The organism is Arthrobacter rhamnosi (assembly GCF_054510855.1).
The window spans coordinates 106,361-130,791 of record NZ_JBTNDT010000002.1 but is presented as its reverse complement, the minus strand read 5'-3'; the positions used below and the strand labels follow the sequence as shown (position 1 = coordinate 130,791).

The following is a 24,431-nucleotide window of genomic DNA, read 5'->3' as shown; positions in this document are numbered from 1 at the left end:
CATCGCCGGCGGCCGCGGTCGCCAGGCGACTGAAAGGGAAGGCATTACATGAAAGCGCTCGTCATCAACGGGAAGCTCGATCTCGTCGAGACCGAGCTTCCGACGCCGGAGCCCGGTCCAGGGCAGGTCCGGCTCCGGATGGCCTTCGGCGGCGTCTGCGGGTCCGACCTCCACTACTACAACGAGGGCGCCAACGGAGAGTACGTCGTCCGCGAACCGCTCGTTCCGGGTCACGAAGTGTCCGGCACCGTGGACCTGGACCCTTCCGGCGACCTCGCTCCGGGCACCCCGGTGACCGTGCACCCCGCCACCTTCGGACATCCCGAGCCCGGCATCGAGGACCGCCGCCACCTGTGGCCCGGGGGCGCCTACCTCGGCAGCGCGTCCACCTGGCCGCACACGCAGGGTGGGATGAGCGAATTCCTTCTCGTCGACAAGGACATGGTGCGCCCCCTCCCCGCCGGCCTGTCGCTGCGGCGGGCGGCCCTCGCCGAACCGCTCGCCGTGGCACTGCACGGGATCACGGTCGCCGGAGGAGTCCGGGGCAAGCGGGTGCTGGTCTCGGGATCGGGGCCGATCGGTCTCCTCGCCACGGCCGCCTGCATCGCGGAGGGCGCGGCCGAGGTCACGGCCACCGATGTGCTGCCCGGACCCCTGGAACGCGCCCGACGGCTCGGAGCCCATTCCACCGTCCGAATCGGCACCGATGAACTGCCGGCCCTGGCGTTCGACGTCGTGCTCGAGTGCTCCGGCGTTCCCGCAGCCGTCAGCGCTGCCCTGGTGGCCGCGCGCCGGGCGGCCGTCGTCGTCCAGGTGGGGATGGTCCCCAACGAACCCCGGGGCATCAACCTCGCCCCGCTGATCTCCAAGGAGCTCCAGCTCCGCGGGGCCTTCCGGTTCGACGACGAGATCGACCACGCCATCGAACTGCTCCTCGACACACCGGGTATCGAGGACGTCATCACCCATGAGCTGCCGGCCGACCAGGCGCTCGAGGCCTTCGCCGTCGCCAAGGACTCCGAGGCCTCCGGCAAGGTCGTCATCTCCCTGTGGACCGGCGATCGATGACCACTCCTGCACCCGGCAGCTCCCGCACGGGTACCGCGCCGGTCGTGATCGGCGTCGACCTCGGTACGACCAATACCAAGGCGGTGGCCTTCCGCACGGACGGCACACTCGAGGCGTCCCATTCGGTGGGCTACCCCCTGGAGGAGCCCCACCCGGGGCATGCTGTCCAGGACCCGCTGCTCATCCTGGCCGCGGCGATCGAGTCGGTGCGTGAGGTCGTGCACCAGGTGGGCGCCCACCGCGTCGCCGGGCTCTCCTTCAGCTCGGCGATGCACAGCGTCATCGGGCTGTCCCCGACCGGGAAACCCCTGACCGAGGTCATCACCTGGGCCGACACGCGGTCCCGCGTCCAGGCCGAGCGGCTGCGCGCCTCGGTCGGCGGGCTCGCCCTGCACCGGCGTACGGGGACACCCGTGCACCCGATGTCGCCCCTGCCCAAGCTCGTGTGGTTCCGCGAGCAGGAGCCGAAGCTGTGCGAGGGCGTCGGGTTCTGGGTCGGCATCAAGGAATTCGTGCTCCTGAACATGTGCGGCGCGCTGGTCGTGGACCACTCCATCGCTTCAGCGACCGGCCTGATGAACATGGGCACGCTGTCGTGGGACGAGGAGGCCCTCGCGATCGCCGGCATCCTGCCCGAGCAGTTGCCGGAGATCGTCCCCACCACCGCAGTGCTGCCCGCGCTGACCGACGATACCGCCGCCGCAGTCGGCCTGCCCCCGGCGACGCACGTGGTCGTCGGTGCGGCGGATGGTCCCCTCGCCAACCTGGGGGTCGGCGCGGTGCGCCCCGGCGTCGCGGCGTGCTCGATCGGCACCAGCGGGGCCCTGCGCGTGGCGGTCGAGCGCCCGGCGGTCGACCCGCTCGGCGGGGTGTTCTGCTACGCGCTCACCTCCACCCGCTGGGTGGTCGGTGGCGCGATCAACAACGGCGGAGTGGTGCTCGGGTGGGCGGGCGATGCACTCGCCCCGGACCTGGCCGAGCCCCCCGAGGAAGAACTGCTGGCCCTGGCAGCGCGAGTGGCCCCCGGATCGGGAGGACTGCTGATGCTGCCGTACCTCCTCAGCGAGCGGGCTCCCCACTGGAGCTCGCTGCCGCGCGGCGCCTACGTCGGCCTCACTCGTGCCCACCGCCGGGAGCATCTGGTACGGGCTGCACTCGAGGGAGTCAGCCTGCAGTTGGCCCTGGTGCTGCATTCCATGCGGTCCGCCGGACTCGAGGTCAACAGCATCCGGGCCACCGGGGGCGTCATGCGCAGCCCACTCTGGCGCCAGATCCTCGCTGACACGTTCGGGATGCCGATCGACTTCGCCCACGGGCAGGAGGGCTCGGGATTCGGTGCGGCCCTGCTCGGGATGGAGGCCCTCGGCCTCATCGAATCGATCGATGTCGTCGCCGACATGATCGAGATCGAGGAGACCGTGCGGCCGCAACCGGCCGCGGCGGCGGTGTACGCGTCGCTGCTGCCGGTCTTCGCCGAGCTGTATGACGCCCTCGTGCCCACCTTCACGTCGCTGCGCCGGCTCGCCCCGTCGCTCCCCATCGACCTCGACCTCGACGCAGGCGGGCCGGCCGGGGGCGCCTCCGCGGTGTGAACCTGCGGCGGCGGCGCCCGAACCTACTTGCCGAAGCTGCGCAGCCGCAGTGAGTTGGCGACGACGAGCACGGAGCTCGCGGCCATGGCCGCCCCGGCCAGCATCGGGTTGAGCAGGCCCAGTGCCGCGACGGGGATGCCGACGGCGTTGTAGAAGAATGCCCAGAACAGGTTGCCCTTGATGGTGCCCAGCGTGCGGCGCGAGAGCTCGATGGCCTGGGCCACCTGCTCCAGGCTGTTGCCCATCACGGTGAGGTCGGCCGCCTCGATGGCGACGTCGGTGCCCGAGCCCATCGCGATGCCGAGGTCCGCCTGAGCCAGGGCCGCGGCGTCATTGACGCCGTCACCCGCCATGGCCACGGTCGCCCCGGCGGCCTGCAGCTCCCGGATGGCGTCGACCTTACCCGCCGGGGTGACGCCTGCGCGGACGTCCGCGGCGTCGATCCCGACGGTCGCTGCCACCTGCAGGGCGACCGCAAGGTTGTCGCCCGTGAGCAGGACGGGCCGCAGGCCGAGGCGGCGCAGGCGGCCGATGGCGGCGGCCGAACCGTCCTTGACGGTATCGGACAGCGTGATGAATCCCGCGACGTCGTCATCGACGGCGACCCATACCGCCGTCGTGCCCGCGTCTTCCGCGGCGCCGAGGGCGGCTGCCTGCGTCTCCGTGGGACGGATGCCGTTCCGGTCGAGCCAGCCGGTCCGCCCGGCCGTGACGACGACATCCCCGACGGTCGCGCGGACGCCGCCTCCGGGGGCGCTCGAGAAGTCGTGGACTTCCGGGAGTCTGCCGTTCCCGGCGGCGTGCCGGGCGATGGCCTGGGCGATCGGGTGCTCGCTCGCGGCCTCGACGGCTCCGGCGAGGCGCAGGAGGTCGGTGACCGAGGTCGAGGACAGGACGACGACGTCGTCGACGGCCATGGTGCCGGTGGTGACCGTACCGGTCTTGTCCAGCACGATGGTGTCCACGGTCCGGGTGTCCTCGAGGACCTGGGGCCCGCGGATGAGGATGCCGAGCTGGGCGCCGCGGCCGGTACCCGTCAGCAGCGCTGTCGGTGTCGCGAGGCCGAGGGCGCACGGGCAGGCGATCACCAGGACGGTGACGGATGAGGTGAAGGCCGCGTCGAGGTCGCCGGTGAGCACGAGCCACAGGACGAAGGTCACCATAGCGAGAACGAGGACCACCGGGACGAAGACCGCACTGATGCGGTCCGCGAGCCGTGCGATCCGCGCCTTGCCGCTCTGCGCCTGGCTGACGAGGCGGCCCATGGAGGACAGGACCGTATCGGCGCCGACGCGGGTGGCCCTCACCACGAGCCTGCCGGACGTGTTGATCGTGGCGCCCGTGACGACGTCTCCCGGAGTCACCTCGACCGGGATGCTCTCACCCGTCAGCAGGGCGGTGTCGACGGCGCTCGCGCCCTCGGTGACGACGCCGTCGGTCGCGATCTTCTCGCCCGGGCGGACGACGAACTCGTCGCCGGGGATCAGCGCAGTGGCGGGAAGTGTGACCTCCGTGCGCTCGCCGTCGACGGTGCGCAGCACGTGGGCCTCCTTGGCGCCGAGGTCCAGGAGCGACTTCAGGGCATCCCCGGCGCGGTGCTTGGCGGACGCCTCGAGGAAGCGGCCGAGCAGCAGGAACGTCACGACGACGGAGGCCACCTCGAAGTAGAGGGAGTGCTCTGTCATGTCCATGCCGGCCATGCCCGCGTGCCGGGTCATGGCCGGATCCGCGAAGAGCTGCCAGGCCGAGAAGAGGAAGGCCGCCGTGACCCCGATCGAGACGAGGGTATCCATGGTGGAGGACAGGTGGCGCGCGTTGATGGCGGCGGCCCGGTGGAACGGCCAGGCCGACCAGGTCACCACCGGCAGCGACAGCGCGAAGACCACCCAGCCCCAGTCCGGGAACTGGAGGGCGGGAACCATGGAGATCAGCAGCACCGGCACGGACAGGATGGCGGCCAGGGCCAGGCGGGCTCCGAGGAGCGACGGCGCGACCTCGTGATCGGCCATTCCCGCGGAGTCCGGATGCACCACGGAGGCGCCGTAGCCGGTCGCCACGACGGTGTCGATCAGGTCCTGGTCACTCACGGACGCGGGGACCCGGACGACGGCGCTCTCCAGCGGGAGGTTGACGCTCGCCTCCACGCCGTCGAGCTTGCCGAGCTTCCGCTCGACGCGTGCCACGCAGGAGGCGCACGTCATGCCCTGGATGGAGAGCTCGACGACGCGCTGCTCCTGCTCCGTGCCCTGCACCGGAATCTGCTGGGTCGCCATGTCAGGAACCGGCGGGCACCACGCTGTAGCCGGCCTCGGCGACGGCTTCGTCGATCGACGCGGCGTCCAGCGGAGCGGAGGACGAGATGGTGGCCGTGGAGGTGCCGCCGTTGACGAGGTCGACGTCGACGTTCTCGACGCCGGGGAGCTCCGACAGTTCATTCTTCACGGCGCTGACGCAGTGGCCGCAGGTCATTCCGGTGATGCTGATCGTGGTGGTGCTCATGGTGTCCTCCTGGGGGATCGGATAGGGGTGTAACTGGATGGGTTCTGCTAGCGCAGGAGCCGGCCGATCGCCGCCGTCGCCTCCTGGACCTTCTCCTGCACGGCGTCGCTGCTGCCGGAGTCCTGGGCTTCCTGAGCCGCTCCGACGACACAGTGCGAGATGTGCTCCTCGAGCAGGCCCATCGACACGGCGTGGAGAGCCTTGTTGACGGCCGCTACCTGCGTGAGGATGTCGATGCAGTACTGGTCCTCATCGACCATGCGCGCGATGCCACGCACCTGGCCTTCGATACGGCGCAACCTCTTGAGGTATGCGTCCTTGTCCGCGGTGTAGCCGTGCGGTGTCGGGTTCTGGGTGCCGGTGGTCATGAATTCGCTCCTCGTGTCGTCTTCAATATACCCTTAGGGGGTATAACTGGCCAGCCCCCGATACTATTCCCTGCGCTCCCCGCGTCGAGGAAACGCCCAGCGGAGTCCCGTACCGTGGCTGACCGGAACATCTCCGACCCAAGGACGTCCATGACCCTCTCGCTGTCGGGCTGGCAGAAGCGAGTCCTCCTGCTCCTCGCCGGAATCGCCGTACTCGCCCTCTTCGCGCTGGCCTTCACGGCTGGGCGCGTCTCCGCAGGTCCCTCCTCTCCCAGTACCACCAGTGCGGACGCGGGGTTCGCCCGCGACATGCAGGTGCACCACAACCAGGCCGTCGAGATGTCCATGATCGTGCGCGACAACGTGACCGATGAGACGCTCCGCTCGATCGCCTACGACATCGCCCTCACGCAGCAGCAGCAGGCCGGGCAGATGTATGCCTGGCTCGAGGAATGGAACCTCAGCCAGAGCAGTTCCCAGCCGCGCATGGAGTGGATGGCCGGTTCCGGCGATCATGCCGGAATGGACATGGGATCCGGGAACGACGATGCCGCCTCGATGCTGGGTCCCGACGGGCTCATGCCCGGCATGGCCACGCAGGAGCAGCTCGACGAACTCCGCGCGGCCCGCGGCGATGACGCGGAGCGGCTCTACCTCACCCTCATGATCCGCCACCACACGGCGGGCGTGGAGATGGCCCAGGCCGGTGTGGAACTGGCGGAGACCGACCAGGTGCGCTCGCTGGCCACGAAGATCCAGTCGGGCCAGCAGGCGGAGATCACCCTCATGCAGACCATGCTCGACGCCCTGTAGGGCGCTCCCGGGCCGCGCCGGTTAAGGGACCGGCGCGCCCCGCCGGTACATTGGGTTCCGGCGATATCCGATCCGCGGTGAACGCCGCAGCCACCCCAGCACCGAAGGACATCTCGTTGAACAAGAAACGGTCTCAGGAGAACCAGGACCGCCAAGCGCGCCTGGCCGCCATCCAAGCCCAGCAGCGGGCGGGCGAGCGGAAGCGCAACGCCCTGATCTTCGGTGGTATCGGCGCGGTCATCCTGGCGATCATCATCGCGGTGACCCTCGTGATCGTGAACCAGGTCCAGGTCAACCGTGAGCGGGAGGACGCCGCGGCCCAGCCGATCGAGGGCGTCCAGGAGTACCCGGACGTGACGTTCGACCACGTCGACACACCTGTGAAGTACGAGCAGTCGCCTCCCGTCGGAGGGGATCATGCTCCCATCTGGACCAACTGCGGCGTCTACACCGAGGCCCTGCCCAACGAGAACTCCGTCCACTCCATGGAGCACGGTGCCGTCTGGATCACCTACAACCCGGACATCGGCCAGGGAGAGATCGACAAGCTGACCGAGCTCGTGGGTAAGCGCGAGTACGTGCTGCTCAGCCCGTACCCGGACCTCGACTCGCCGGTCGCTGCCAGCGCCTGGGGCCTGCAGTTGAAGGTGGAGTCCGCCGACGACGCGCGGCTCGCCACCTTCCTCGACAAGTACATCCAGGGCGAGCAGACGCGCGAGCCCGGCGCTGCCTGCTCCGGCGGCCTGACTCCTGCAGGACGCGCCTCCTAGTTCTCCGGCACGCGCGCGGCCGCAGCGCGCCCGCAGGCGCCTGCGCCGTCGTCGTTCGGTCCGGACTCGGTCCGATCCGGCTACCGGACGGGGGCTCAGGATGTTTCTTTCCCGCGGGCCCGGCATACGGGTAGCGTGGCAAACAACGGGCCACGTGCCGGCGGCCCCGACACCAGCAGAAGGTGGATAGCAGTGGCTGACGACCAGATACTCGGTGAAGTCTCCCTGCCCGGGATGCTGCAGGACATGGTGCTGGAGAGCTCTGATGTGAACGAGTTCCTCGACGGGCTGGCGAAGCTCGCCGCGGATGCCCTGTCGTCCGAGGGCAGCGAGGTGTTCTGCGGGGTCACCCTCCTGCGGCCGCGCGCCAAGGGAAGCGTGGCGAGCAGCAGTGAGCAGGCGCAGTCGATGGACGAGGTCCAGTACCAGTTCGACGACGGCCCGTGCCTCCGCGCAGCCCGCGAGGGCCAGGTCTACGTCGTGGCCGACTTCCGCAGCGAATCCCGTTTCGGGGACTACACGAGGGCCATCGCCGAGCACGGGATCCGCTCGGCGCTCGGTGTCCCGATTCCACTCGACGGGCTCGCCGCAGCCGGTCTGAATCTGTATTCGACGCAGCCGAATGCCTTCGATGAGGCGGTCATCGCTGCCGCAGTGGACCTTGCCCGGGAAGCTTCGAAATCCCTGCGCATGGCCGTGCGGGTCGCCCATCTCGCCGACACCGGGGAACAGCTCCGGTCCGCGATGAACTCGCGCACCACGATCGACGTCGCGGCCGGCATCATCATGGGGCAGAACCGGTGCAGTCACGACACCGCGATGACGATCCTCAAGGCTGCGTCCAGCGGGCGGAACATCAAGCTCGCGGACATCGCCGCAGCGGTCGTCACGTCGATCGGCCAGGAGCTTCCCGAAACCCACTTCGACGCGTGATCGGCCAGATGATCAGCGCTTCGACCGACGCGGTCACCCCTGCAGCGACGCCTGTCGTCGTCGTGGACGTCGATGTCCTGGAGCGCAATATCAACGCCATGGCCTCGTTCGCGCAGGTCCGGGGACTCTCCCTACGGCCGCATGCCAAGACCCACAAGATCCCCGGGATCGCGCACCGGCAGGTGGCGGCCGGCGCCGTCGGACTGACGGTCGCGACGATCGGTGAGGCGGAGGTCTTCGCCGCCCACGGGATCACGGACATCTTCATCGGATACCCGCTGTGGGTCGACGAGCGGGCGGCCGGGCGGCTCCTCGCGCTCGCCGACGTCGCGCGGGTGACGGTGGGCGTCGATTCCGCCGAGGGTGCGCAGCAGGTGGCCCGCAGCCTCGGAGCTGCAGCTTCACGCATCGCGGTGCGGGTCGAGATCGACAGCGGCCACCACCGTAGCGGCGTGCTGCCGCTCCAGGCCGCCGGCGTCGCCCGGGCCGCGGCGTCAGCGGGCCTGTCCGTCACCGGGGTGTTCACGTTCCCTGGCCACAGCTACGGACCGGGGGCGGCAGCGCCCGCCGTTGCTGACGAGGACGCGGCCCTGTCTGCGGCCGCTGCTTCCCTGCGGGACGCCGGCTTCACCGAGCTCGAGGTCAGTGGGGGGTCGACGCCGTCGGCCCTGTCATCCTCAGGCGACACCCTGACCGAACTGCGCCCGGGCGTCTACGTGTTCGGGGACGCCCAGCAGTGGGAACTCGGCCACTGCAGGCCGGAGGACATCGCGCTGACCGTCGAGAGCACGGTCGTCAGCCGTCGGCCCGGACCGGCGGGGGAGCCCCGGTTCATCGTGGACGCCGGCAGCAAGGTCCTGGGCACCGACCGTGCGGCGTGGGCCACAGGGTACGGGCGGCTCCTGGACCACCCGGACGCACGCGTCGTGGCGCTCTCCGAGCACCACGCCACCGTCGAGTGGCCGTCCGGGCAGGACCTGCCACCGCTGGGTGCGCGGCTGCGGGTAGTGCCCAACCACGTGTGCCTGACGATCAACCTCGTGGACGAGGTGCACGCGGTGCGCGGCGGCGTCGCAGAGGAGCGCTGGGCCGTCGCGGCACGGGGCCGGAACAGCTAGGGCCGTTAGGATCGCGCCGTGAAGCTTCTTCTTACCTCGGCAGGCGTCACCAATCCGACGATTCTCAGGGCGCTCGAAGACCTTCTCGGCAAGCGGATCAGCGCGTCCACCGCACTGTGCATCCCCACCGCCCAATACGGTCACCCCTGGATCGGCCCCGGCATCGGGGCGTGGGAATTCATCAGTGGAAGATCCGAGAACCCCATGGTCGACCTGGGATGGAAATCCGTCGGCGTGCTGGAACTGACCGCGCTGCCGAGCATCGATGAAGAGCGGTGGAAGCCACTCGTGCTCGAAACCGATGTGCTGCTGGCGGCGGGCGGGGACGCCCTCTACCTCAACCACTGGATGCAGCAGTCGGGGCTGGCCGATATGTTCCCGTCGCTGACACGGACTGTGTGGGTCGGGATGAGCGCGGGCAGCATGGTGATGACTCCGCAGATCGGTCGAGAGTTCGTCGGCTGGAAGCCTCCGACGGGTGATGACAGTGCACTGGGAGTGGTCTCCTTCTCGATCTGCCCGCACCTCGCGCCCGAGGGCGCACCCGGTAACTCCCTCGCTGCAGCAGAGAAGTGGGCCGCCGGTATACGCCACCCGTCCTACGCCATCGACGACCAGACCGCGATCAGCGTGACCGATGATGCGGTGGACGTCCTCACAGAGGGCCTCTGGCGGTACTTCCCACGGCAGACAGAATGGCGCTCCTCACCAGAGGGGAGCGGAGGAGTCGGGCCGACGCCCTAGGGGTCGTCCCCATCAGAGACCGGCTTCCGTGTGGTGCGTGCTACTAGGGGCAGCGGTAGTCGTAATCGAGTCCGGCCGATACATACTGCGTCATTGTTACCGTGCTGGTGGGCGTCAGACCCGGCAGAGAGCAGTCCGACTTCGCTCCGCGCAGGGTCCTGGCACCTGCTAGCCAGCTCGGCAGCCCCATGAGGGGGCTGGCGGATGGCACGGTCCCGGCGATGGTGCCCCACTGATAGCCGGTCGAGTAGATGCCTACACCGGCGCCCATGGATCTGGCGGTGATGCTCTTGAAGTAGGCGACCATCCCTTCAAGGTCCGCCCGGTTCAGGGCTGTGTCGGTCTGCCAGCTATTGCCCGTCTCCACGTCCAGCCACCAGAAATACGAGCCGGGGCTCACTACGCCTCGATCTTTAGCGTCCTGATAGGCCCTCACATATCCGTACATGTAAGAGCATGCGCGGTCGACGGCACCTGCGCATGTCCCATAGGGATTGGAAACCACCACGCCCTCATAGGTGTTGGACGACGGCCACCAGGAGCCCGCATGGCCTGGGTTGGCCGTGTTCACGTACAACGCGATCTTGGACTGTGCCCCGGTAGAGCTAAGGGCCCACTTGAGTTGATCCCCCAGGCAGGGGTTGGTGTTGTTGGCCAGTCCGCCGTTCACGCCCACGATCGCGAACCCTGTCGAACTGGGAAGGGTCTTGCCGCACTGGGGCCAGGAAACGTCGTTTCCCACCACGTCCGTGGTACTGGGTGACGGGGCCGCTGCCACCGGAGCCATTCCTGTCACCGTCAGTCCCAGAAGGGCCAGGAACGTGCACGCCATTTTCATCCCGAAACGAGCCATGCCCGATGGTACGTCCGTTTCCGGGATGAAACTCCGGTGAGTTCTAGCGCTTAGTCGATCGTCCGTCAGGTGCGCTCCTGGCTGCTGTCCGACCAGTGAGAAGGACTGTCGAGGTCGGGGGGCAGGCGTGTGCTCGTGTTGCCTCGGGCGGCGTTGAGTTGGGCCTGGGTCAGATAGAGGGCTCTGGACAGGTCGGCCCCTTCGAAACGTGCATCTCTGAGGTCGGCGCCGAGGAGGTCTGCACCCGATAGGTCGGAGCCCCGGAGATCGGCGGCGATGAGGTAGGCACCTCGAAGGTTCGCCCCGCACAGTGAGCGGGACCGTAACTTCTTGCCCATGAGGTCGGCCCCGGGAGTGAACGCCACCTCCAGATGGTCGTCCCCGGTGGCGAGATAGGACGCTCTCACTTCTTCGCTGACGTCCATCAGCACGGACCGAACTCGGGCGTGCAGATCGCCGAGGTCCAGGGAGAGGACCTGCTGCGTGTCGGTCATCGCACGGTCGATGGTTCGTCTGAGCTGGTCGATCTGGTACGAGGTGTCCGGGTCGAAGGTCCTAGTGTCGGCTTCTACCAGGTACCAGAGCATCTCGTGGAGCTGCCGGACGATCTCGAACACCGGGAACATCTGTTGCGCTGTCTCTGGGCTCGCTTTCCAGCTGATTCCTCCGAAGAGGTTCTGGGAGACGTTCTGCCCGGCTCCTAAGCAGTCGAAGACGGTGCATCCTCGAAAGCCTCGCGGCCGCAAGCTGTCATGGATGGTGCAGGAGAAGTCGGGCGCCAGGTTCTGGCAGGGAGTCCCCGCCGGTTTGTCGACGGCGAAGTCGATTGTGCGGGAGAAGCCGAGGGCCGTGCAGCAGAGCGCGAAGCAGTTGCTGCAGTCAGGGCGCAACCACTCCCTGTTCAGAGCAGGGACGGAGGGCGCGGTGACGTTCTTCGAGGTGGAGGGCATGGGATCTTCTCTGGGTCGGTTCGGTGGGAGGCCGGGAGCGGGGAACTCGCGAGGGAGTTCCCTGGACGGCACACGGGATCACCGCTTCCGAGGGAAGCGCGCGGGAACCGCTGCATCGACTCTGGATCACAGAGAAAAGAAGAATGTCACTGCGCCCAAAATAGCACCCCGAAGTACCTGCCCGTAGGCCAAGCCCTCAGAGCCCCTGGTGTCGATCGGTTCAGGTGTCGAAGATGTCGTTCAGCGTGACCGTGGTCAGCCCACGGTCTGTGATGAGCTGTTCGAGTTGGGGGAATACCCGTGTGACCGGGAGGAAGTTCACGTGTCCGATCACGATGTGGGCGGGCAGGAACCATTGGTGGGCGAGGTCGAGGATTTCCTGGTCGGTCCGAAGTGCCGAATCGGCCAGGGACCCGTACCACATGACGGGGGAGGTGTAGCCGATCGAGGCCGCCGCCGCATCGGTCCGTTCGTCCCTGTATCCGTACGGGGGCCGGTAGTACGGGCGGGGATCAGTGCCGAACGTGGAGACGATGAAGTCGTGGTTCCGTTGCAACTCGGCGATGATCTCCGCGTCGCTGAGGGCGGTGAGGTCGGCGTGGGACCACGTGTGGTTGCCGAGCTGGACCTGGCCGGAGGCTACAAGCGGTGCGAGCAGTTCTGCGTGCTCGGACCACCCGGGGTAGGAGCCGTTGAGGAAGAAGGTCAGCCGGGTACCGCTTGTGCGAGCGAAGTCGAGATAGCGCCGGACGACCTCGCTGTCGGATCCGTCGTCGACTGTCCACGCAAGAAGCTGCTCGGACGTGGGCAGACCCGTGATGACACCAGCCGGTAGCGGAACCTTCTGCACAGCAGGTGGCACGGGTGATGGAACCGGTGCCGGCGGTGCCGGGGGAGGGACTGACGTCGGAACAGGGGAACCGGTGGGCGCTGCCGTGCGTAAAGCCTCTGTGGCGATACGGGCGGGCTGTCTGCAACCGGCAAGCCCAAATACGACGCCGCCGGCCACGATTGCACTGATGAACGTTCGGCGCTCCAAGCCAAGACCCTTCCCCCAGATGACACCCCGCCGGCGCAGGGCACAACCGCGGCGCGCCAATGGAAGCGAAGCGCCGCGGTGCTCCGCAGGCAAGGATTGAGACCCCGATCATCAGGACCGGCATTCGCAGCCTACAACCCCGCGCCGAAGCGCGGTCGCACGACCAGCTCCTGGGACTGCCTCCGGTGGCGAACCGGACGGCAGAAAGGCGGAATGACCCTGCTCACCGCGGGGAGCGCATACTGGCGGCCCCCTTGCCACACTGGGTGCATGAGTATCCGACTTGTACCGATGACCGCAGAACGGTTCCCGGAATGGCTCGACCGGAGCCGGACCGAATTCATAGCAGATCTCGTCGCCACCGGTGCATCACCGGAAGCCGCGCATCGCCAAGCCCTGGACGCACTCGACGGCGTCTTCCCTGCTGGTCCGACCGCCGCCAATTCCGTGTTCGACGTCGTCGACAGCGCCGGGACAGCGGTCGGTTATCTCTGGATCGCCCAGGGCGAGCCGGATGACGAGGCGTCATGGTGGGTGTGGGATGTAGCGATCGAGCCAGGGCATCAAGGCAAAGGCATCGGCCGGGCAGCGATGCTGCTTGCAGAAGAGTACGCACGATCACAGGGAGCCCGCTCACTTGGGCTCAACGTCTTCGGGTTCAACACCGCCGCTCGAGGGCTGTATGAATCCCTGGGCTACGAGGTCACCAGTGTGAGGATGAGGAAAAGGCTCTAGCAGCCAGTCCGAAAGGTGATCGATGTGCCGAGGGGTATCTGGCAGGCATCAGACGGTTCTCGTCACAGCTCGCGCCGCATGAGTACGCGCGGGAACCCGTTGAGAACCGACTCGGTCATGGCGGCCTGAGTGAACCCGCCCCGCTCGAACAGCGCACGAGTGCCCACGTAGGCCATGGTGAGGTCCACCTTCTCGCCGTGGTTGTCGACCGGGTAGCCCTCGATCACCGGTGCCCCGTGATCGCGCGCAAACTGAACAGCGCCGGCGAGCAAGTGGTGGGAGACACCTTTGCCGCGGTGGCCCGGCCGTACCCTGATGCACCAGACCGACCAGACTTCACGGTCATCCACCTGCGGGATCTTGCGGTTCCGGGCGAAGCTGGTGTCGGCGCGCGGATGCACTCCTGCCCACCCCACGACCTCGTCACCGTCGTACGCGAGCACCCCCGGCGGAGGGGACTGTGCGGCCAGCTCCTGCACGAGAACCCCGCGCTCCGGCCCGCGCAGGGCGAGGTTCAGCTTCGACGGGATGCGGTAGCTGAGGCACCAGCACACATTTGCATCAGGCCGCTTCGGTCCCAGGACCACCGCGATGTCAGCGAACACCGTTGCGGGAAGGACTTCGATCGCCATGGCGCCACACTACCGCTGCCTGCGCCGGCACGAACTGGCTCCGGTCACCGCAGGACCGGTGGAAGAGCACGGATCAGCCGGACGAGATGGCGGCGGCTGTAACGCCGAACCGCATGACCCGTCTGGTCCCTACTGGTCGACGGCGGCGCCGATCGGCTCGAGGATGACATCGGGGAAGTCCTTCTTGAAGTGCCCCACCTTCCACTTGTCACCGAAGACGGCCACGATCTCGCCGTCGGACCGGAACATGATCTCGCCACCACGGAAGGTCTGGGGCACGCCCTGGCTTTCGGGCGCCACCCGCATCGCGAGCGTGTAGGACAGGTTGTCGAGCGACGTCGGCGCGTTGAACTCGGTGCCGAGGCGTTCGGCAGCGACCTCGAACTGCAGGGCTCCGACGGCGGCGAGCACGGGTGCCTGGTCACCTCGGAGGTCCGAGCGCAGCACCTGCACCACGCCCTCGTGCTCGAGCTGCTCGATGCCACGGCGGAACTGCTTGTACCGTCCGGGATCCTTGGCCCGTGCGACGGCGAACAACTCGGGTGAGAAGCGCGGGATGTCCGGGAACTGCACCGGCTGCTCGGCGAACAGGCTGTCACCCACGCGGAGGCTCGTCGCGTTGACGAGGCCGACGACGTCGCCCGGCCAGGCGGTGTCCACCACTTCGCGGCTGCGGCCGAGGACACGGTGCGCGTACTTCGTGGCGAACGGCTTTCCGGTGCGCTGGTTGGTGATGACCATGCCGCGCTCGAACGTACCCGAGCAGATGCGGAGGTAGGCGATGTGATCGCGGTGTGCACTGTCCTGGCCGGCCTGCACCTTGAAGACGAAGCCGGACATCGGCGCGTCGATGGGCCTCGGCTCGTCCTCCTTCGAGGGGCGCGGGCTCGGGGAGGGAGCAACATCCACGAGGATGTCGAGGAGCTGCGAGACGCCGAAGTTCTTGGCCGCCGCCGCGAAGAGGACCGGCGTCTGGCGTGCCGCCTCGAATTCCTCCCGGTCGAACGAGCCGTTCGAGGACTCCACGAGGCCGGCTTCCTCGCGCGCGTCCAGCCAGGCGCCGGCGTCACGAGAGTCGAGGGCATCGATGTCGACCTCCGTCTCCTCGGCGGCATGCGCTCCCGCCTCGACGGCCTCGAGCGCGATGGCCCGCCGCGCCCGCAGGTCCAGCAGGCCCTGGAAGTCGCCTGCGATCCCGGCCGGCCAGGTCAACGGGACCGGTGTCATTCCGGTGCGCTCGCCGACGTCGTCGATCAGGCCGAGGGCGTCCAGGCCCGGCCGGTCCCACTTGTTGATCACCGTGATGATGGGGATGTTGCGCTGCTTGCAGACGGCCAGCAGTTTCACGGTCTGGGGCTCGAACCCCTTCGCTGCATCGATCAGCATGACGGCGGAATCGACGGCGGCGAGGACACGGTAGGTGTCCTCGGAGAAGTCGGCGTGACCCGGGGTGTCGACGACGTTGAGGATGGTGTCGCGATAGGTCAGCTGGAGTGCCGCCGAGCTGATCGAGATACCGCGCTCCTGCTCGATGCCCATCCAGTCGGACACGGTGGCATGGCGGCTCGACTTGCCGTGGGTGACACCGGCGTCCTGGATGGCGCGGGCGAGGAGAGCCAGGGCTTCCGTGAGGGTGGACTTCCCGGCGTCAGGGTGGGAGATGACGGCGAAGGTACGACGGCGTCCGGCCTCGCGGCGGACGGCATCGGCGTCGAGGACGGGGGATTCGGTTGACAGGACCACACCTCCATTGTCCCCGATCCCGGAGCGGCACCTCGCGGGCGGGCCCGGTGTTCGCTGTGCGCGTGGGGCCCGGGGTCTACCCTAGGAGGCAGATCACTGCACACGGCTACTGGGAGGACGTGGAGTCATGACCGATCAGGCATCCGGACGACGGACGGCGCGGGGCTCGGAGCACGCCGAACTGCTCTCGCAGTACGGGCTGGGCATGGCCCTGGGCGAAGCGGGCTCCGTCGGGTCCATGCCGCGGCCGGCCGCTCCCGCGAACGCCCCCGCCGCCCTGCAGAACCTCGTGGCCCTGGCCGTCCACCTCTGCAACGCCCAGTACGGCGCCATCAACGTGATCACGGAGGACGAGTTCCACCAGATCGCCGCCCAGGGACTCGAACCCCTCATGTGCGCCCGGGAGGATTCGCTGTGCGGGCAGGTCCTCAAGTACGGCCACACCGTGGTGGTCGCGGACTGCACCGAGGACCCTCGCTTCCGTGCGAATCCCTTCGTCGACGGCCGCTTCGGCGCCGTCCGTTTCTACGCCACCACCCCGCTCCTGACGAAGGACGGCGTGCCGCTCGGCACCCTCTGCATCTTCGACGAGAAGCCCGGGAACCTCACAGACCAGCAGGCCGCGGGGCTCGAGACGCTGGCCGCGCAGGTCGTCGACGTCCTCGACCTCCAGCTGCGCACCCGTCAGCTGGACGCCACGGTGTCCGAGCTGCAGCGCAGCAACGAACTGCTGGGCGAATTCGCCGGCCGGATCAGCCATGACCTCCGGGGACCGCTGACCAACGTCGTCGGCCTCGCGGAGCTCGCCGAGGACGAGCCGGCGCTCCAGGAGGGTCCGGCGGGCACGTACTTCAAGCGCATCGGAGCGAGCGCCCTCCGGATGTCCTCCATGGTCGAGAACCTGCTCGGCTACTCGCGCGTGGGCGGCGCGGCGCACCTCGAGACCGTCTCCCTCGCCGAAGCCGTCGCGGCCGCCGTCGACGATCTGGGACACCACGTCGACGGCGTACAGATCACGGTCGGGGACTTCCACGGCCACGCCGACCGCGAGCAGCTCCGGGTCCTCATCCAGAACCTGGTGGCCAACGCCGTGGCCTACGCGCGTCCGGGCGTCCCGCCGGAAGTGCACATCACGGGCACCGGCATCGCGGAGTTCTGGCGCCTCGACGTCGCCGACAACGGGAAAGGCATCCCGCCCGAGGAGTACGACCGCGTGCTCGAGCCGCTGGTGCGGCTCGGGCGTGAGGGCGATCCGTCCGGTACCGGGATAGGGCTGGCGACGTGCGTGCGCATCGCCCAGGCGCACGGCGGGCGCCTCACCTTCGACCAGACTCCCGGGGGTGGGCTCACCGTGCGGGTCTGGTTCGGGTCGAGCCCGACCTGACGGTCTTCGTCGGGGCGGCGCGCCCTCCGGTACGGGAGCGGGTCGTCGAATATGACGCGCCGGGTCACGGTCGTTTTGACCCTGTTCGATCCTGTCGCCTAGCGTTCCCAGAAGAATCAAGAGTTCCAGCCATGGGCCCTGGCCGGTTGGACAGCAACCCTCTCCCGTAGTGGGGTGCTCCAGGTGAAGATTCGGCCGCCGGGATACTCCGGACGGCAAGTACGGCGATTCCCGCGGTGCTTCTCCGAAGCCCTGCCGGAGAACGCCCGCAGCATCCAGTGAGCGAGCATGTCAGTCCAGTAGAAACACGTCCGAGCAGCCTGAGCTGTCCGTCAGTACCGCTGCGTGACTGCTGTCTGCTTCCGTCCCGATTCCCCTGTCGCTGAGCCGTCCGCTCAGCAGGTACCCGTCCGAAGGAAAGAAAATATGATCAACTCCCGCAAGCTCCTGGCAGCCGCCGTCGTCCCGTTCCTCGCCTTCACCGTTGCCTGTGGCTCCTCGGAGGCCTCCGAGGGAGGCAATGAGACCGTCCGCCTGGGAGTCGTGGGTGCAAGCGACCCGGAGTGGGCTGTGCTGACCGACGCGGCCGCCGAGGAAGGCATCGACCTCGAGGTCGTCGACTTCGCCGAATACACGCAGCCCAACCCTGCGCTGACGGAAGGCGAGCTGGACCTCAACCAGTTCCAGCACCTCGTCTACCTCGCCCGCTACAACGTCTCCAGCGGCGAGGACCTCACCCCCGTAGGATCGACCGCCATCTACCCGCTGGGTCTCTACTCCACGAAGTACAAGTCGGTGGAGGAAATCCCCGAGGGGTCCACCGTCGCCGTGCCGAACGATGAGAGCAACCTCGCGCGCGGCCTGCTCGTCCTCCAGTCGGCCGGCCTGGTCACCCTCAAGGACGGCGGCAGCGCCTTCTCCACCATCGATGACGTCGACGAGGCGGAATCCAAGGTGACCGTCACGACCCTCGAGGCATCACTGACGCCGACCTCCCTTCCGGACGTCGCCGCTGCGATCATCAACAACGACTTCGTGCAGGACGCCGGCCTGAACTTCGACGACGCCATCGCCAAGGATGACCCGACCGATCCAGCCGCCGCTGCCTACGTCAACATCTTCGCCTCACGCGCCGGTGAGGAGAACAACGAGACCTACCAGAAGCTGGTGAGCATCTACCAGGAGAACCAGGAGGTCCTCGACGCCGTGCAGGAGACCTCGGGCGGAACCGCTGAGTTCCTGAAGGTGCCGGTGGACGAGCTGAAGACGTCGCTCGACACCGTCGAGGAAGACACCCGCGCCCAGGGCTGATCAGCCGTCTCTCCCGCGTGTGGCCGGTCGGTGATCCTGACCGGCCACACGCATCCCCTCAGCTAGGAACACGATGCCACTCATCTCACTGCGGAACGTCACGAAGAGCTTCCCCCCGGGGCGCCGCGGCGAACCCCTCGTCCATGCCATCGACAACGTCAGCCTCGACATCGAGGCGGGGGAGATCTACGGCATCATCGGGTACTCCGGGGCGGGCAAAAGCACCCTCGTCCGTCTGATCAACGCCCTCGAGAAGGCGTCCAGCGGCGACATCATCGTCGACGGGCACCAGGTCACGAACGTCCCGGACCGCCAGCTACGCACACTGCGCCTGGACATCGGCATGATCTTCCAGCAGTTCAACCTTTTCAGCGCCAAGACGGTCTGGAACAACGTGGCCTACCCCCTGCGGGTCGCCGGCAGGACCAGGGACGAGATCCAGGCCCGCGTGACCGAACTCCTCGACTTCGTGGGACTCGCGGACAAGGCATCGAACTACCCGGAGCAGCTCTCCGGCGGCCAGAAGCAGCGCGTCGGCATCGCCCGCGCCTTGGCGACCTCACCCAAGATCCTCCTCGCCGATGAGGCCACCTCGGCCCTCGATCCCGAGACCACCCATGAGGTACTCCGCCTCCTGCGCCGGGTCAACGAGGAACTCGGCATCACCATCGTGGTCATCACGCACGAGATGGACGTCATCCAGACACTCGCCACCAAAGTAGCGGTGATGGACCGTGGGCGGATCGTGGAGCAGGGCGACGTCTTCGACGTGTTCTCCAACCCCCGTGAAGCATCGTCGCAACGGTTCGTCTCCACCGTGGTCCGCGGCATCCCCGCACCTGATGAACTGGCAGCACTACGGGAGAGGCACCGAGGGCGGATCGTCACCTTCTCCTTCCGCGACGGCGACTCCTCGCAGGCATCCGTGTTCCTCGAACTGGCCGCTGCCGGCATCGAATTCGAACTGATCTACGGCGGCATCAACGACATCCGGGGCCGCGCCTTCGGGCATCTCACCCTCGCGCTCACCGGAGCGGACAGCGTCATCGACGCGACCCTGCACCACATGGCCGGCCGTATCACCGTGAAGGAACTCGCCTGATGGAAGACCTCATCCCCCTGACACCCCAACTGTGGGAAGCCACCTACGAGACCCTGTACATCGTGGGCCTCAGTCTCCTCTTCGGAGGTCTCGGAGGGCTCCTGCTGGGCATCGGTCTCTACACCACCAGGGCCGGCAGCATCCTCGGCAACCGGGCCGTGTTCGGCACCCTGAACATCATCGTGAACATCTTCCGGCCGATCCCGTTCATCATCTTCCTCGCCGCAGCGCAACCCCTCGCCCGCGCCGTCACGGGAACCGGCATCGGCAACAGTGCCATCATCTTCACCCTGTCCCTCGCGGCAGCATTCGGCATCAGCCGCATCGTCGAGCAGAACCTGCTGACCGTCCAGCCCGGGGTCATCGAGGCTGCGCGCTCGGTCGGCGCAGGACGACTGCGCATCATCCTGACGATCCTCATCCCCGAGGCTCTCGGCCCGCTGATCCTCGGATTCACCTTCATCTTCGTGGCCCTCGTCGACATGTCGGCCGTGGCCGGATATGTCGGCGGCGGCGGTCTGGGTAACTTCGCGATCCAGTACGGCTACCGGCAGTTCAACCCCGTCGTCACCTGGGCGGCGGTCATCGTGATCATCCTGCTCGTCCAGGCCGTCCAGTTGCTCGGCAACGTCCTGGCGCGCAAGGTCCTCCGCCGCTAGCCCGTTCGGATCCGGCCTCGAACGGCCGACGCCGGATGGTCGACGCGATGGCGTGACCATCGCGCTCGGTCACCCGGGCGGGCGGCCTCCCGCGCTGTTCATCGTGTGCGATTGGCGGCGGACCTGCTGACCGGCAGGAGGAAGCCGGCCGCCACCAGCCAGAGGAGCCCGCCGAACCGCCCGAGGGGAAGCAGGAACTGGACCGGCTCGATGGTCATCGAGAGGAAGCTCAGTTCGGACAGCGCAGCGATCACGAGGCCCGTCCATGCGAGCCACCGCGGCAGGAAGCCGAGGACGAGTGCCGGAACGGCAATGCCCGCGACGAGGAGCCCCAGGCCGACCACATACCCCACCCCGCCGGAGATGAACGCGAGCAACGACAGCGCATGGGTGAGGGGGACATCGGTGGTGATCTCCGGACGGCTGAGCACCCAGCTCACGAATGCCGAGAGCATGAGGAAACCGGCTGCCGTGATGCCGCCGAACAGTCCTATGCCCGGTCCGGCGACCCGGACGCCGAGGCGTAGCTGCCGGGCGTAGACGGTGGCCGCGTAGATACCCAGCGGAACGGCTGATCCGAACTGCATCATGCTGGCGAGCCGCACGGCTCCGGGGTTCTCCCGGAAGTACGCGGCGACCTGCGCCGACGGGGAGAACGGGGAGACGAACGGATGGCCTCCGGTGAGGATCGTGCTCATCACCAGGCCCCCGAGGGTGAGGCCGAGGCTCACAACCGCCAGGATGCCCAGCGGGGGTCCGCCGGAACGGACAGTGCGGCTGGTGCGAGGAAGCGCGGTGTCGGTCATGATGACTCCTCGAAAGAGTTGTATAACAAGACGAATGATTCGCTGGTTGAATCGTTCTGTCAAGGAGTAATCTGGGTCCATGGACTCCGCCGGCCCGCAGCCGAAGCGCACTGCTTTCCTGCTCTCACAGCTCGGGGCCGTGGCATCGTCGCGCTTCGCCGAGCGCACGCGGGAGATCGGCCTCACGCCGACGGAGGCGGGCGTGCTTCGTCTGGTCGGTCGCTCGCCGGGGCTGAGCCAGCGGGTCCTGGCCGACCGGCTGGGGGCTGTTCCCAGCCGTGTGGTGTCGCTCATCGACTCGCTGCAGGCCCGCGGTCTGGTCGAGCGGGAACGCAGCAGGGCCGATCGCCGCAATTACGAACTCCGCCTGACTCCGGAGGGTGGCAAGGTGCTGCGCCGGCTGCGCGAGATCGCCGAAGCGCACGAGGCCGAATTCGTCGCTCCACTCACCGGCGAGCAGTCTGCCCAGCTCGGACACCTGCTCGCCCAGCTCGCGGGCGCCAACACCCTCGACCCGGACCTCCATGGAGATCCGGGTCGAGGGGATGTCGATGGGGGCTCGAACCGGTCGTCCCACCGCCCTTGATCGATGGCGGGTCGGCCGGCCCGGCGCTCCCTGTCACAGGACTAGTTGCCGCCGGGCTGGATCCCATCCTCGATCCAGGGGTAGCCCGTCGCCAGGGGGGCGCCGTCGTCGTGCTGGGAGAGCCATGCGACAGCGGCAGCGTGGTAGCGGTGGAATCCCTTGTAGTCGGCGAGTTCGGGGTCGAGGGATGCGAGGGCCCGATGCAGTCGTTTGGCCCAGTCGGGAGCATGGTCCACCAGCTCGGCCAGGCTGACGAGGTACGTGCGGACCGGGAACACCATGCCGTTGGAGCGGGGAAGGCGATGCAGGGGCTGCAGCTCGATGCGCAGGTACACCATCTCTCCTGCGTTCTCCGGGGTGACCGTCGCCCGGTCCGGCGCCCACTCCGGGAGTGTCTCCACAGAGGTCTCGAGTCGCGGGTGGACGGTGAGGGACCAGTTGACCCGCCGGACGGGATGACCGGGCTTCATGCGGAGCAGGAACTTCAGCGCCCTGTCCAGGATCCCCATCTCGTGCAGTTTCGGCACGGGACCATGGAACTCGGCGAAGTTCATGCCCATGTTGAATTGGAGGGAGTAGTCCGCGCGCTGGGTCGTCATACCGGCACCGATGACCAGCGTGTTGTCCTTCTCCTCGAGGACGACGAACTCGCCCTGCGCCTGTCGCGTCGCGTACTCCATGGGGTCCATCGGCAGGGTGGTCGGATCGCCGAAGGTGAACACGTCGTCGATGCCGAGCGGCCGGTTCTGCCACCGCCACTCGTTCCCGTTCTTGGTGAGCGTGAAGTGTTTCGGGAAGTCCCTGGCGTACGACTCGAAGATGAGTTCCAGGAGGTCCCATTGTGCTTCCATCATGTGCGGGAGCGCGATGTAGTGGACTCCCGGCATCTCCCTGAGCATCTGGGCGCGGTGCGCACACTCCGACACGTAGTGCTCATCGATGTCGAAGGCAGCCATCAGGGCACCGTCACCTGCCGGGACGTGGGGTTCGAGGTTCATCGAGTACATGTACTCGTCGTCCGGGAACGGGAAGGGAAGGCGTCGCACGGCCTCGCGGGAGTTCCGGAAGAGGTACTCGCCCTCCGGTGTGTAGGTCTCGATCGGCGTGGATTCGACTGACTCGGGGGTCGCGGTCATGGAGGTCTCCTTAGGCATTGATGACGAGTTTCGTACAGGTGGCCCGCGAGACACAGGGCATGATGAGCTTGTTGGTGCACCGCTCCGACTCGGTCAGCCAGTCGTCCCGGTGGTCGATGGTGCCTTCGAGTTCCAGGACTTCGATCTCGCACTCGCCGCAGGCGCCTCCCCGGCAGAGGTAGGGCAGCTTGTGGCCCGCCTCCTCGGCGGCCTCCAGCAGCGACTGTTCAGGGGACACCTCGATGACTGCTCCGGACCGCGCCAGGGTGACGGAGAATGGATCTCCCGTCGATCCCAGGTCCTCGAACCGTTCGAAGTGGATGTTCGAGTCCGACCACCCGAGGGTGTGGGCGGCGTCGATGACGTCGTCGACCATCCGTGCGGGTCCGCAGACATAGGTATGCGTTCCGAGTGGCCGTCCGGCCAGGATGTCGGACGCGACCAGCCGCGAACCGTCGCCGTCCCCATACACCGTCACCGCCTCGCCGTAGCGGTGCTGGAGCTCACGGCCGAGTGCCGCATGCTCCGGGCCGCGAACAGCCAGGTGGAGTTCGAACGAGCTTCCCTTGAGGCTCAGTTCGTCCAGTTGCGAAAAGATCGGAGTGACACCGACGCCGCCAGCGATGAAGAGGTGATGGCGGGCGTGCTTGGAGATGGGGAAGAGGTTCGCCGGGATGGTGGCACCGAGAAGGTCACCCTCGCGCACGTTCTCGTGCATCGCGATCGACCCGCGGTTCCCTCCGTCCACCCTGCGGACAGCGATCTGGTACTCGCTGGTGTCGTAGGGCGAACTCATGAGGGAGTACGCGTTGCGCCGGGTCCCTCCCTCGCACGGGATCAGGACCGCGATGTGGCTGCCCCCCGAGAAGGGGGGAAGCCACGATCCGTCGGCCGCGGTGAAGGTGTACCGGTTGATCTCGGGCGTTACCGCCTCGACACGCTTCACCCTGAGTTGCAGGGCGCCGTGGTGTGCCTCGCTCATGTGTCCAACTCCTCGTTGTCCGGCAGTTCGCCGGGTACTTCGCCGTCCGCCTTGACTCCCTGGAACGCAGCGAGCCGTCCGGAGTAGTGGTCCCGGACGATCAGGTGGCGTTCGCACCCGGGGCACTGGAAAATCCGCTTCGTCACGTTCTCGGAGTAGTGGCTGCAGTGCGCGCACCACACCCGCCGAACGAAGGACCCCGCATGTTCACGCAGTACTTCATCCCGGTTCATGCCGTAGGAGGTCGCAACCTGCATGGAGGTTCCGATGAATCCCTCCGACCCGGCAAGGTACAGGCGGGTTCCCATCCTCGCCGTCGCGAGAAGCGCGTCGAGGCCGCTCACGGCAGCGGCGTTGCTCGGGAATTCGATGAGGTCGAAGACATCGAAGGCCTGCAGCGCAGCCAGATGGTTGTGGCCGGTGAACGACTCGGTCGAGTACAGGACGGTGGTCGCGGCCAGCTGTTCCGGAGTCATGTCTCCGAGGAGGCGCAGGAGCGGCCCTCCGCCACTGCCCTGTGCGGCAGCGATGTGGACGAGGCCGTCCGCCATGGGTGCGAGCTCGTCATAGACGGGACGGCTCTTGATGCCGGTGATCAGCATGAGCGT

General features: G+C 67.6%; 25 protein-coding genes and 1 riboswitch. Of the genes, 13 read left to right on the top strand and 12 right to left on the bottom strand.

The genetic code is table 11. The annotated features are described in order from the left end of the window. Positions 1–48: 48 nt before the first annotated feature. A complete protein-coding gene (locus ACX80I_RS04960; protein WP_459344033.1) occupies positions 49–1,068 on the top strand; it encodes an L-idonate 5-dehydrogenase in 1,020 nt (339 codons plus the stop codon). Then, complete coding sequence (locus tag ACX80I_RS04955; protein ID WP_459344032.1) at positions 1,065–2,660, top strand: gluconokinase; 1,596 nt, start codon at positions 1,065–1,067, stop codon at positions 2,658–2,660. Before ACX80I_RS04960 ends, ACX80I_RS04955 begins: the two co-directional genes overlap by 4 nt. Before the next feature lie 23 nt (positions 2,661–2,683). On the opposite strand, the gene ACX80I_RS04950 is transcribed toward ACX80I_RS04955, so the two are convergent. From ACX80I_RS04950 to ACX80I_RS04940, 3 genes are read right to left on the bottom strand one after another with little or no spacing between them, the layout of a single operon-like run. Then, positions 2,684–4,933, bottom strand: coding sequence for a heavy metal translocating P-type ATPase (locus tag ACX80I_RS04950; RefSeq protein ID WP_459344031.1), 2,250 nt, complete (start codon positions 4,931–4,933; stop codon positions 2,684–2,686). 1 nt (position 4,934) lies between these two features. Beyond that, positions 4,935–5,159: a heavy-metal-associated domain-containing protein gene (locus ACX80I_RS04945; protein WP_301224859.1), complete on the bottom strand. Its 225-nt coding sequence runs from the start codon at positions 5,157–5,159 to the stop codon at positions 4,935–4,937. Positions 5,160–5,206: 47 nt separating this feature from the next. After that, the gene (locus ACX80I_RS04940) at positions 5,207–5,527 is read right to left on the bottom strand and encodes a metal-sensitive transcriptional regulator (protein WP_459344030.1); all 321 of its coding nucleotides are present in this window, start codon (positions 5,525–5,527) and stop codon (positions 5,207–5,209) included. 150 nt (positions 5,528–5,677) lie between these two features. Between ACX80I_RS04940 and ACX80I_RS04935 the strand changes: the two genes are divergently transcribed. From ACX80I_RS04935 to ACX80I_RS04915, 5 genes are all read left to right on the top strand, one after another. Continuing rightward, entirely contained in the window at positions 5,678–6,340 is a 663-nt protein-coding gene (locus tag ACX80I_RS04935) for a DUF305 domain-containing protein (RefSeq protein ID WP_459344029.1), read from the top strand. A gap of 116 nt (positions 6,341–6,456) precedes the next feature. Continuing rightward, positions 6,457–7,110, top strand: a complete 654-nt coding sequence (locus tag ACX80I_RS04930) for a thioredoxin-like domain-containing protein (protein ID WP_459344028.1) — start codon at positions 6,457–6,459, stop codon at positions 7,108–7,110. A gap of 192 nt (positions 7,111–7,302) precedes the next feature. Further along, positions 7,303–8,043, top strand: a complete 741-nt coding sequence (locus tag ACX80I_RS04925; RefSeq protein ID WP_459344027.1) for an ANTAR domain-containing protein — start codon at positions 7,303–7,305, stop codon at positions 8,041–8,043. A gap of 8 nt (positions 8,044–8,051) precedes the next feature. Then, positions 8,052–9,161, top strand: a complete 1,110-nt coding sequence (locus tag ACX80I_RS04920; RefSeq protein WP_459344327.1) for an alanine racemase — start codon at positions 8,052–8,054, stop codon at positions 9,159–9,161. A gap of 18 nt (positions 9,162–9,179) precedes the next feature. Beyond that, the gene (locus ACX80I_RS04915; protein ID WP_459344026.1) at positions 9,180–9,905 is read left to right on the top strand and encodes a Type 1 glutamine amidotransferase-like domain-containing protein; all 726 of its coding nucleotides are present in this window, start codon (positions 9,180–9,182) and stop codon (positions 9,903–9,905) included. A 43-nt stretch (positions 9,906–9,948) separates the two neighbouring features. On the opposite strand, the gene ACX80I_RS04910 is transcribed toward ACX80I_RS04915, so the two are convergent. From ACX80I_RS04910 to ACX80I_RS04900, 3 genes are all read right to left on the bottom strand, one after another. Next, positions 9,949–10,758 carry a glycoside hydrolase family 25 domain-containing protein gene (locus tag ACX80I_RS04910; protein WP_459344025.1) on the bottom strand — a complete coding sequence of 270 codons (810 nt, stop codon included), beginning with the start codon at positions 10,756–10,758 and terminating at the stop codon, positions 9,949–9,951. 65 nt (positions 10,759–10,823) lie between these two features. Next, positions 10,824–11,708, bottom strand: a complete 885-nt coding sequence (locus tag ACX80I_RS04905; protein ID WP_459344024.1) for a pentapeptide repeat-containing protein — start codon at positions 11,706–11,708, stop codon at positions 10,824–10,826. Between the two features lie 220 nt (positions 11,709–11,928). Next, positions 11,929–12,558 (bottom strand): polysaccharide deacetylase family protein, encoded by a 630-nt coding sequence (locus ACX80I_RS04900; RefSeq protein WP_459344023.1) that lies wholly within the window; start codon positions 12,556–12,558, stop codon positions 11,929–11,931. A gap of 459 nt (positions 12,559–13,017) precedes the next feature. Between ACX80I_RS04900 and ACX80I_RS04895 the strand changes: the two genes are divergently transcribed. After that, entirely contained in the window at positions 13,018–13,482 is a 465-nt protein-coding gene (locus ACX80I_RS04895) for a GNAT family N-acetyltransferase (protein WP_459344022.1), read from the top strand. 62 nt (positions 13,483–13,544) lie between these two features. Here ACX80I_RS04895 and ACX80I_RS04890 read toward each other — a convergent pair whose 3' ends face one another. Together ACX80I_RS04890 and ACX80I_RS04885 are read right to left on the bottom strand one after the other, a co-directional pair. After that, positions 13,545–14,114, bottom strand: a complete 570-nt coding sequence (locus tag ACX80I_RS04890; RefSeq protein WP_459344021.1) for a GNAT family N-acetyltransferase — start codon at positions 14,112–14,114, stop codon at positions 13,545–13,547. A 129-nt stretch (positions 14,115–14,243) separates the two neighbouring features. Continuing rightward, positions 14,244–15,857: a peptide chain release factor 3 gene (locus ACX80I_RS04885; protein WP_459344020.1), complete on the bottom strand. Its 1,614-nt coding sequence runs from the start codon at positions 15,855–15,857 to the stop codon at positions 14,244–14,246. 127 nt (positions 15,858–15,984) lie between these two features. Between ACX80I_RS04885 and ACX80I_RS04880 the strand changes: the two genes are divergently transcribed. From ACX80I_RS04880 to ACX80I_RS04865, 4 genes are all read left to right on the top strand, one after another. Continuing rightward, complete coding sequence (locus ACX80I_RS04880; RefSeq protein WP_459344019.1) at positions 15,985–17,241, top strand: GAF domain-containing sensor histidine kinase; 1,257 nt, start codon at positions 15,985–15,987, stop codon at positions 17,239–17,241. A 114-nt stretch (positions 17,242–17,355) separates the two neighbouring features. Continuing rightward, positions 17,356–17,469: riboswitch (SAM riboswitch) on the top strand. A gap of 198 nt (positions 17,470–17,667) precedes the next feature. After that, positions 17,668–18,552 (top strand): MetQ/NlpA family ABC transporter substrate-binding protein, encoded by an 885-nt coding sequence (locus tag ACX80I_RS04875; RefSeq protein ID WP_459344018.1) that lies wholly within the window; start codon positions 17,668–17,670, stop codon positions 18,550–18,552. 73 nt (positions 18,553–18,625) lie between these two features. Then, on the top strand, positions 18,626–19,654 hold the full coding sequence (locus ACX80I_RS04870) for a methionine ABC transporter ATP-binding protein (RefSeq protein WP_459344017.1): 1,029 nt from the start codon (positions 18,626–18,628) through the stop codon (positions 19,652–19,654). Continuing rightward, on the top strand, positions 19,654–20,313 hold the full coding sequence (locus ACX80I_RS04865; RefSeq protein ID WP_087071641.1) for a methionine ABC transporter permease: 660 nt from the start codon (positions 19,654–19,656) through the stop codon (positions 20,311–20,313). Before ACX80I_RS04870 ends, ACX80I_RS04865 begins: the two co-directional genes overlap by 1 nt. A gap of 98 nt (positions 20,314–20,411) precedes the next feature. Here the strand turns inward: ACX80I_RS04865 and ACX80I_RS04860 are convergent, their stop codons facing one another. Then, complete coding sequence (locus ACX80I_RS04860) at positions 20,412–21,119, bottom strand: hypothetical protein (RefSeq protein WP_459344016.1); 708 nt, start codon at positions 21,117–21,119, stop codon at positions 20,412–20,414. 79 nt (positions 21,120–21,198) lie between these two features. Between ACX80I_RS04860 and ACX80I_RS04855 the strand changes: the two genes are divergently transcribed. After that, complete coding sequence (locus ACX80I_RS04855) at positions 21,199–21,705, top strand: MarR family winged helix-turn-helix transcriptional regulator (RefSeq protein ID WP_459344015.1); 507 nt, start codon at positions 21,199–21,201, stop codon at positions 21,703–21,705. A 41-nt stretch (positions 21,706–21,746) separates the two neighbouring features. Here the strand turns inward: ACX80I_RS04855 and ACX80I_RS04850 are convergent, their stop codons facing one another. The 3 genes from ACX80I_RS04850 to ACX80I_RS04840 are packed head-to-tail and all read right to left on the bottom strand — an operon-like array spanning position 21,747 to position 24,425. After that, on the bottom strand, positions 21,747–22,841 hold the full coding sequence (locus ACX80I_RS04850; protein ID WP_459344014.1) for a heme-dependent oxidative N-demethylase family protein: 1,095 nt from the start codon (positions 22,839–22,841) through the stop codon (positions 21,747–21,749). A gap of 10 nt (positions 22,842–22,851) precedes the next feature. Then, positions 22,852–23,823 (bottom strand): PDR/VanB family oxidoreductase, encoded by a 972-nt coding sequence (locus ACX80I_RS04845; protein WP_459344013.1) that lies wholly within the window; start codon positions 23,821–23,823, stop codon positions 22,852–22,854. Beyond that, entirely contained in the window at positions 23,820–24,425 is a 606-nt protein-coding gene (locus ACX80I_RS04840; protein ID WP_459344012.1) for a dimethylamine monooxygenase subunit DmmA family protein, read from the bottom strand. Before ACX80I_RS04840 ends, ACX80I_RS04845 begins: the two co-directional genes overlap by 4 nt. Positions 24,426–24,431 lie beyond the last annotated feature (6 nt).

Excerpts from the sequence above, each read along its gene's own strand:
- ACX80I_RS04960 (WP_459344033.1), top strand. The coding sequence starts at position 49 with ATGAAAGCGCTCGTCATCAACGGGAAGCTCGATCTCGTCGAGACCGAG.
- ACX80I_RS04955 (WP_459344032.1), top strand. The coding sequence starts at position 1,065 with ATGACCACTCCTGCACCCGGCAGCTCCCGCACGGGTACCGCGCCGGTC.
- ACX80I_RS04950 (WP_459344031.1), bottom strand. The coding sequence starts at position 4,933 with ATGGCGACCCAGCAGATTCCGGTGCAGGGCACGGAGCAGGAGCAGCGC.
- ACX80I_RS04945 (WP_301224859.1), bottom strand. The coding sequence starts at position 5,159 with ATGAGCACCACCACGATCAGCATCACCGGAATGACCTGCGGCCACTGC.
- ACX80I_RS04940 (WP_459344030.1), bottom strand. The coding sequence starts at position 5,527 with ATGACCACCGGCACCCAGAACCCGACACCGCACGGCTACACCGCGGAC.
- ACX80I_RS04935 (WP_459344029.1), top strand. The coding sequence starts at position 5,678 with ATGACCCTCTCGCTGTCGGGCTGGCAGAAGCGAGTCCTCCTGCTCCTC.
- ACX80I_RS04920 (WP_459344327.1), top strand. The coding sequence starts at position 8,052 with ATGATCAGCGCTTCGACCGACGCGGTCACCCCTGCAGCGACGCCTGTC.
- ACX80I_RS04910 (WP_459344025.1), bottom strand. The coding sequence starts at position 10,758 with ATGGCTCGTTTCGGGATGAAAATGGCGTGCACGTTCCTGGCCCTTCTG.
- ACX80I_RS04905 (WP_459344024.1), bottom strand. The coding sequence starts at position 11,708 with ATGCCCTCCACCTCGAAGAACGTCACCGCGCCCTCCGTCCCTGCTCTG.
- ACX80I_RS04895 (WP_459344022.1), top strand. The coding sequence starts at position 13,018 with ATGAGTATCCGACTTGTACCGATGACCGCAGAACGGTTCCCGGAATGG.
- ACX80I_RS04890 (WP_459344021.1), bottom strand. The coding sequence starts at position 14,114 with ATGGCGATCGAAGTCCTTCCCGCAACGGTGTTCGCTGACATCGCGGTG.
- ACX80I_RS04880 (WP_459344019.1), top strand. The coding sequence starts at position 15,985 with ATGACCGATCAGGCATCCGGACGACGGACGGCGCGGGGCTCGGAGCAC.
- ACX80I_RS04875 (WP_459344018.1), top strand. The coding sequence starts at position 17,668 with ATGATCAACTCCCGCAAGCTCCTGGCAGCCGCCGTCGTCCCGTTCCTC.
- ACX80I_RS04870 (WP_459344017.1), top strand. The coding sequence starts at position 18,626 with ATGCCACTCATCTCACTGCGGAACGTCACGAAGAGCTTCCCCCCGGGG.
- ACX80I_RS04865 (WP_087071641.1), top strand. The coding sequence starts at position 19,654 with ATGGAAGACCTCATCCCCCTGACACCCCAACTGTGGGAAGCCACCTAC.
- ACX80I_RS04860 (WP_459344016.1), bottom strand. The coding sequence starts at position 21,119 with ATGACCGACACCGCGCTTCCTCGCACCAGCCGCACTGTCCGTTCCGGC.
- ACX80I_RS04855 (WP_459344015.1), top strand. The coding sequence starts at position 21,199 with ATGGACTCCGCCGGCCCGCAGCCGAAGCGCACTGCTTTCCTGCTCTCA.
- ACX80I_RS04850 (WP_459344014.1), bottom strand. The coding sequence starts at position 22,841 with ATGACCGCGACCCCCGAGTCAGTCGAATCCACGCCGATCGAGACCTAC.
- ACX80I_RS04845 (WP_459344013.1), bottom strand. The coding sequence starts at position 23,823 with ATGAGCGAGGCACACCACGGCGCCCTGCAACTCAGGGTGAAGCGTGTC.
- ACX80I_RS04840 (WP_459344012.1), bottom strand. The coding sequence starts at position 24,425 with ATGCTGATCACCGGCATCAAGAGCCGTCCCGTCTATGACGAGCTCGCA.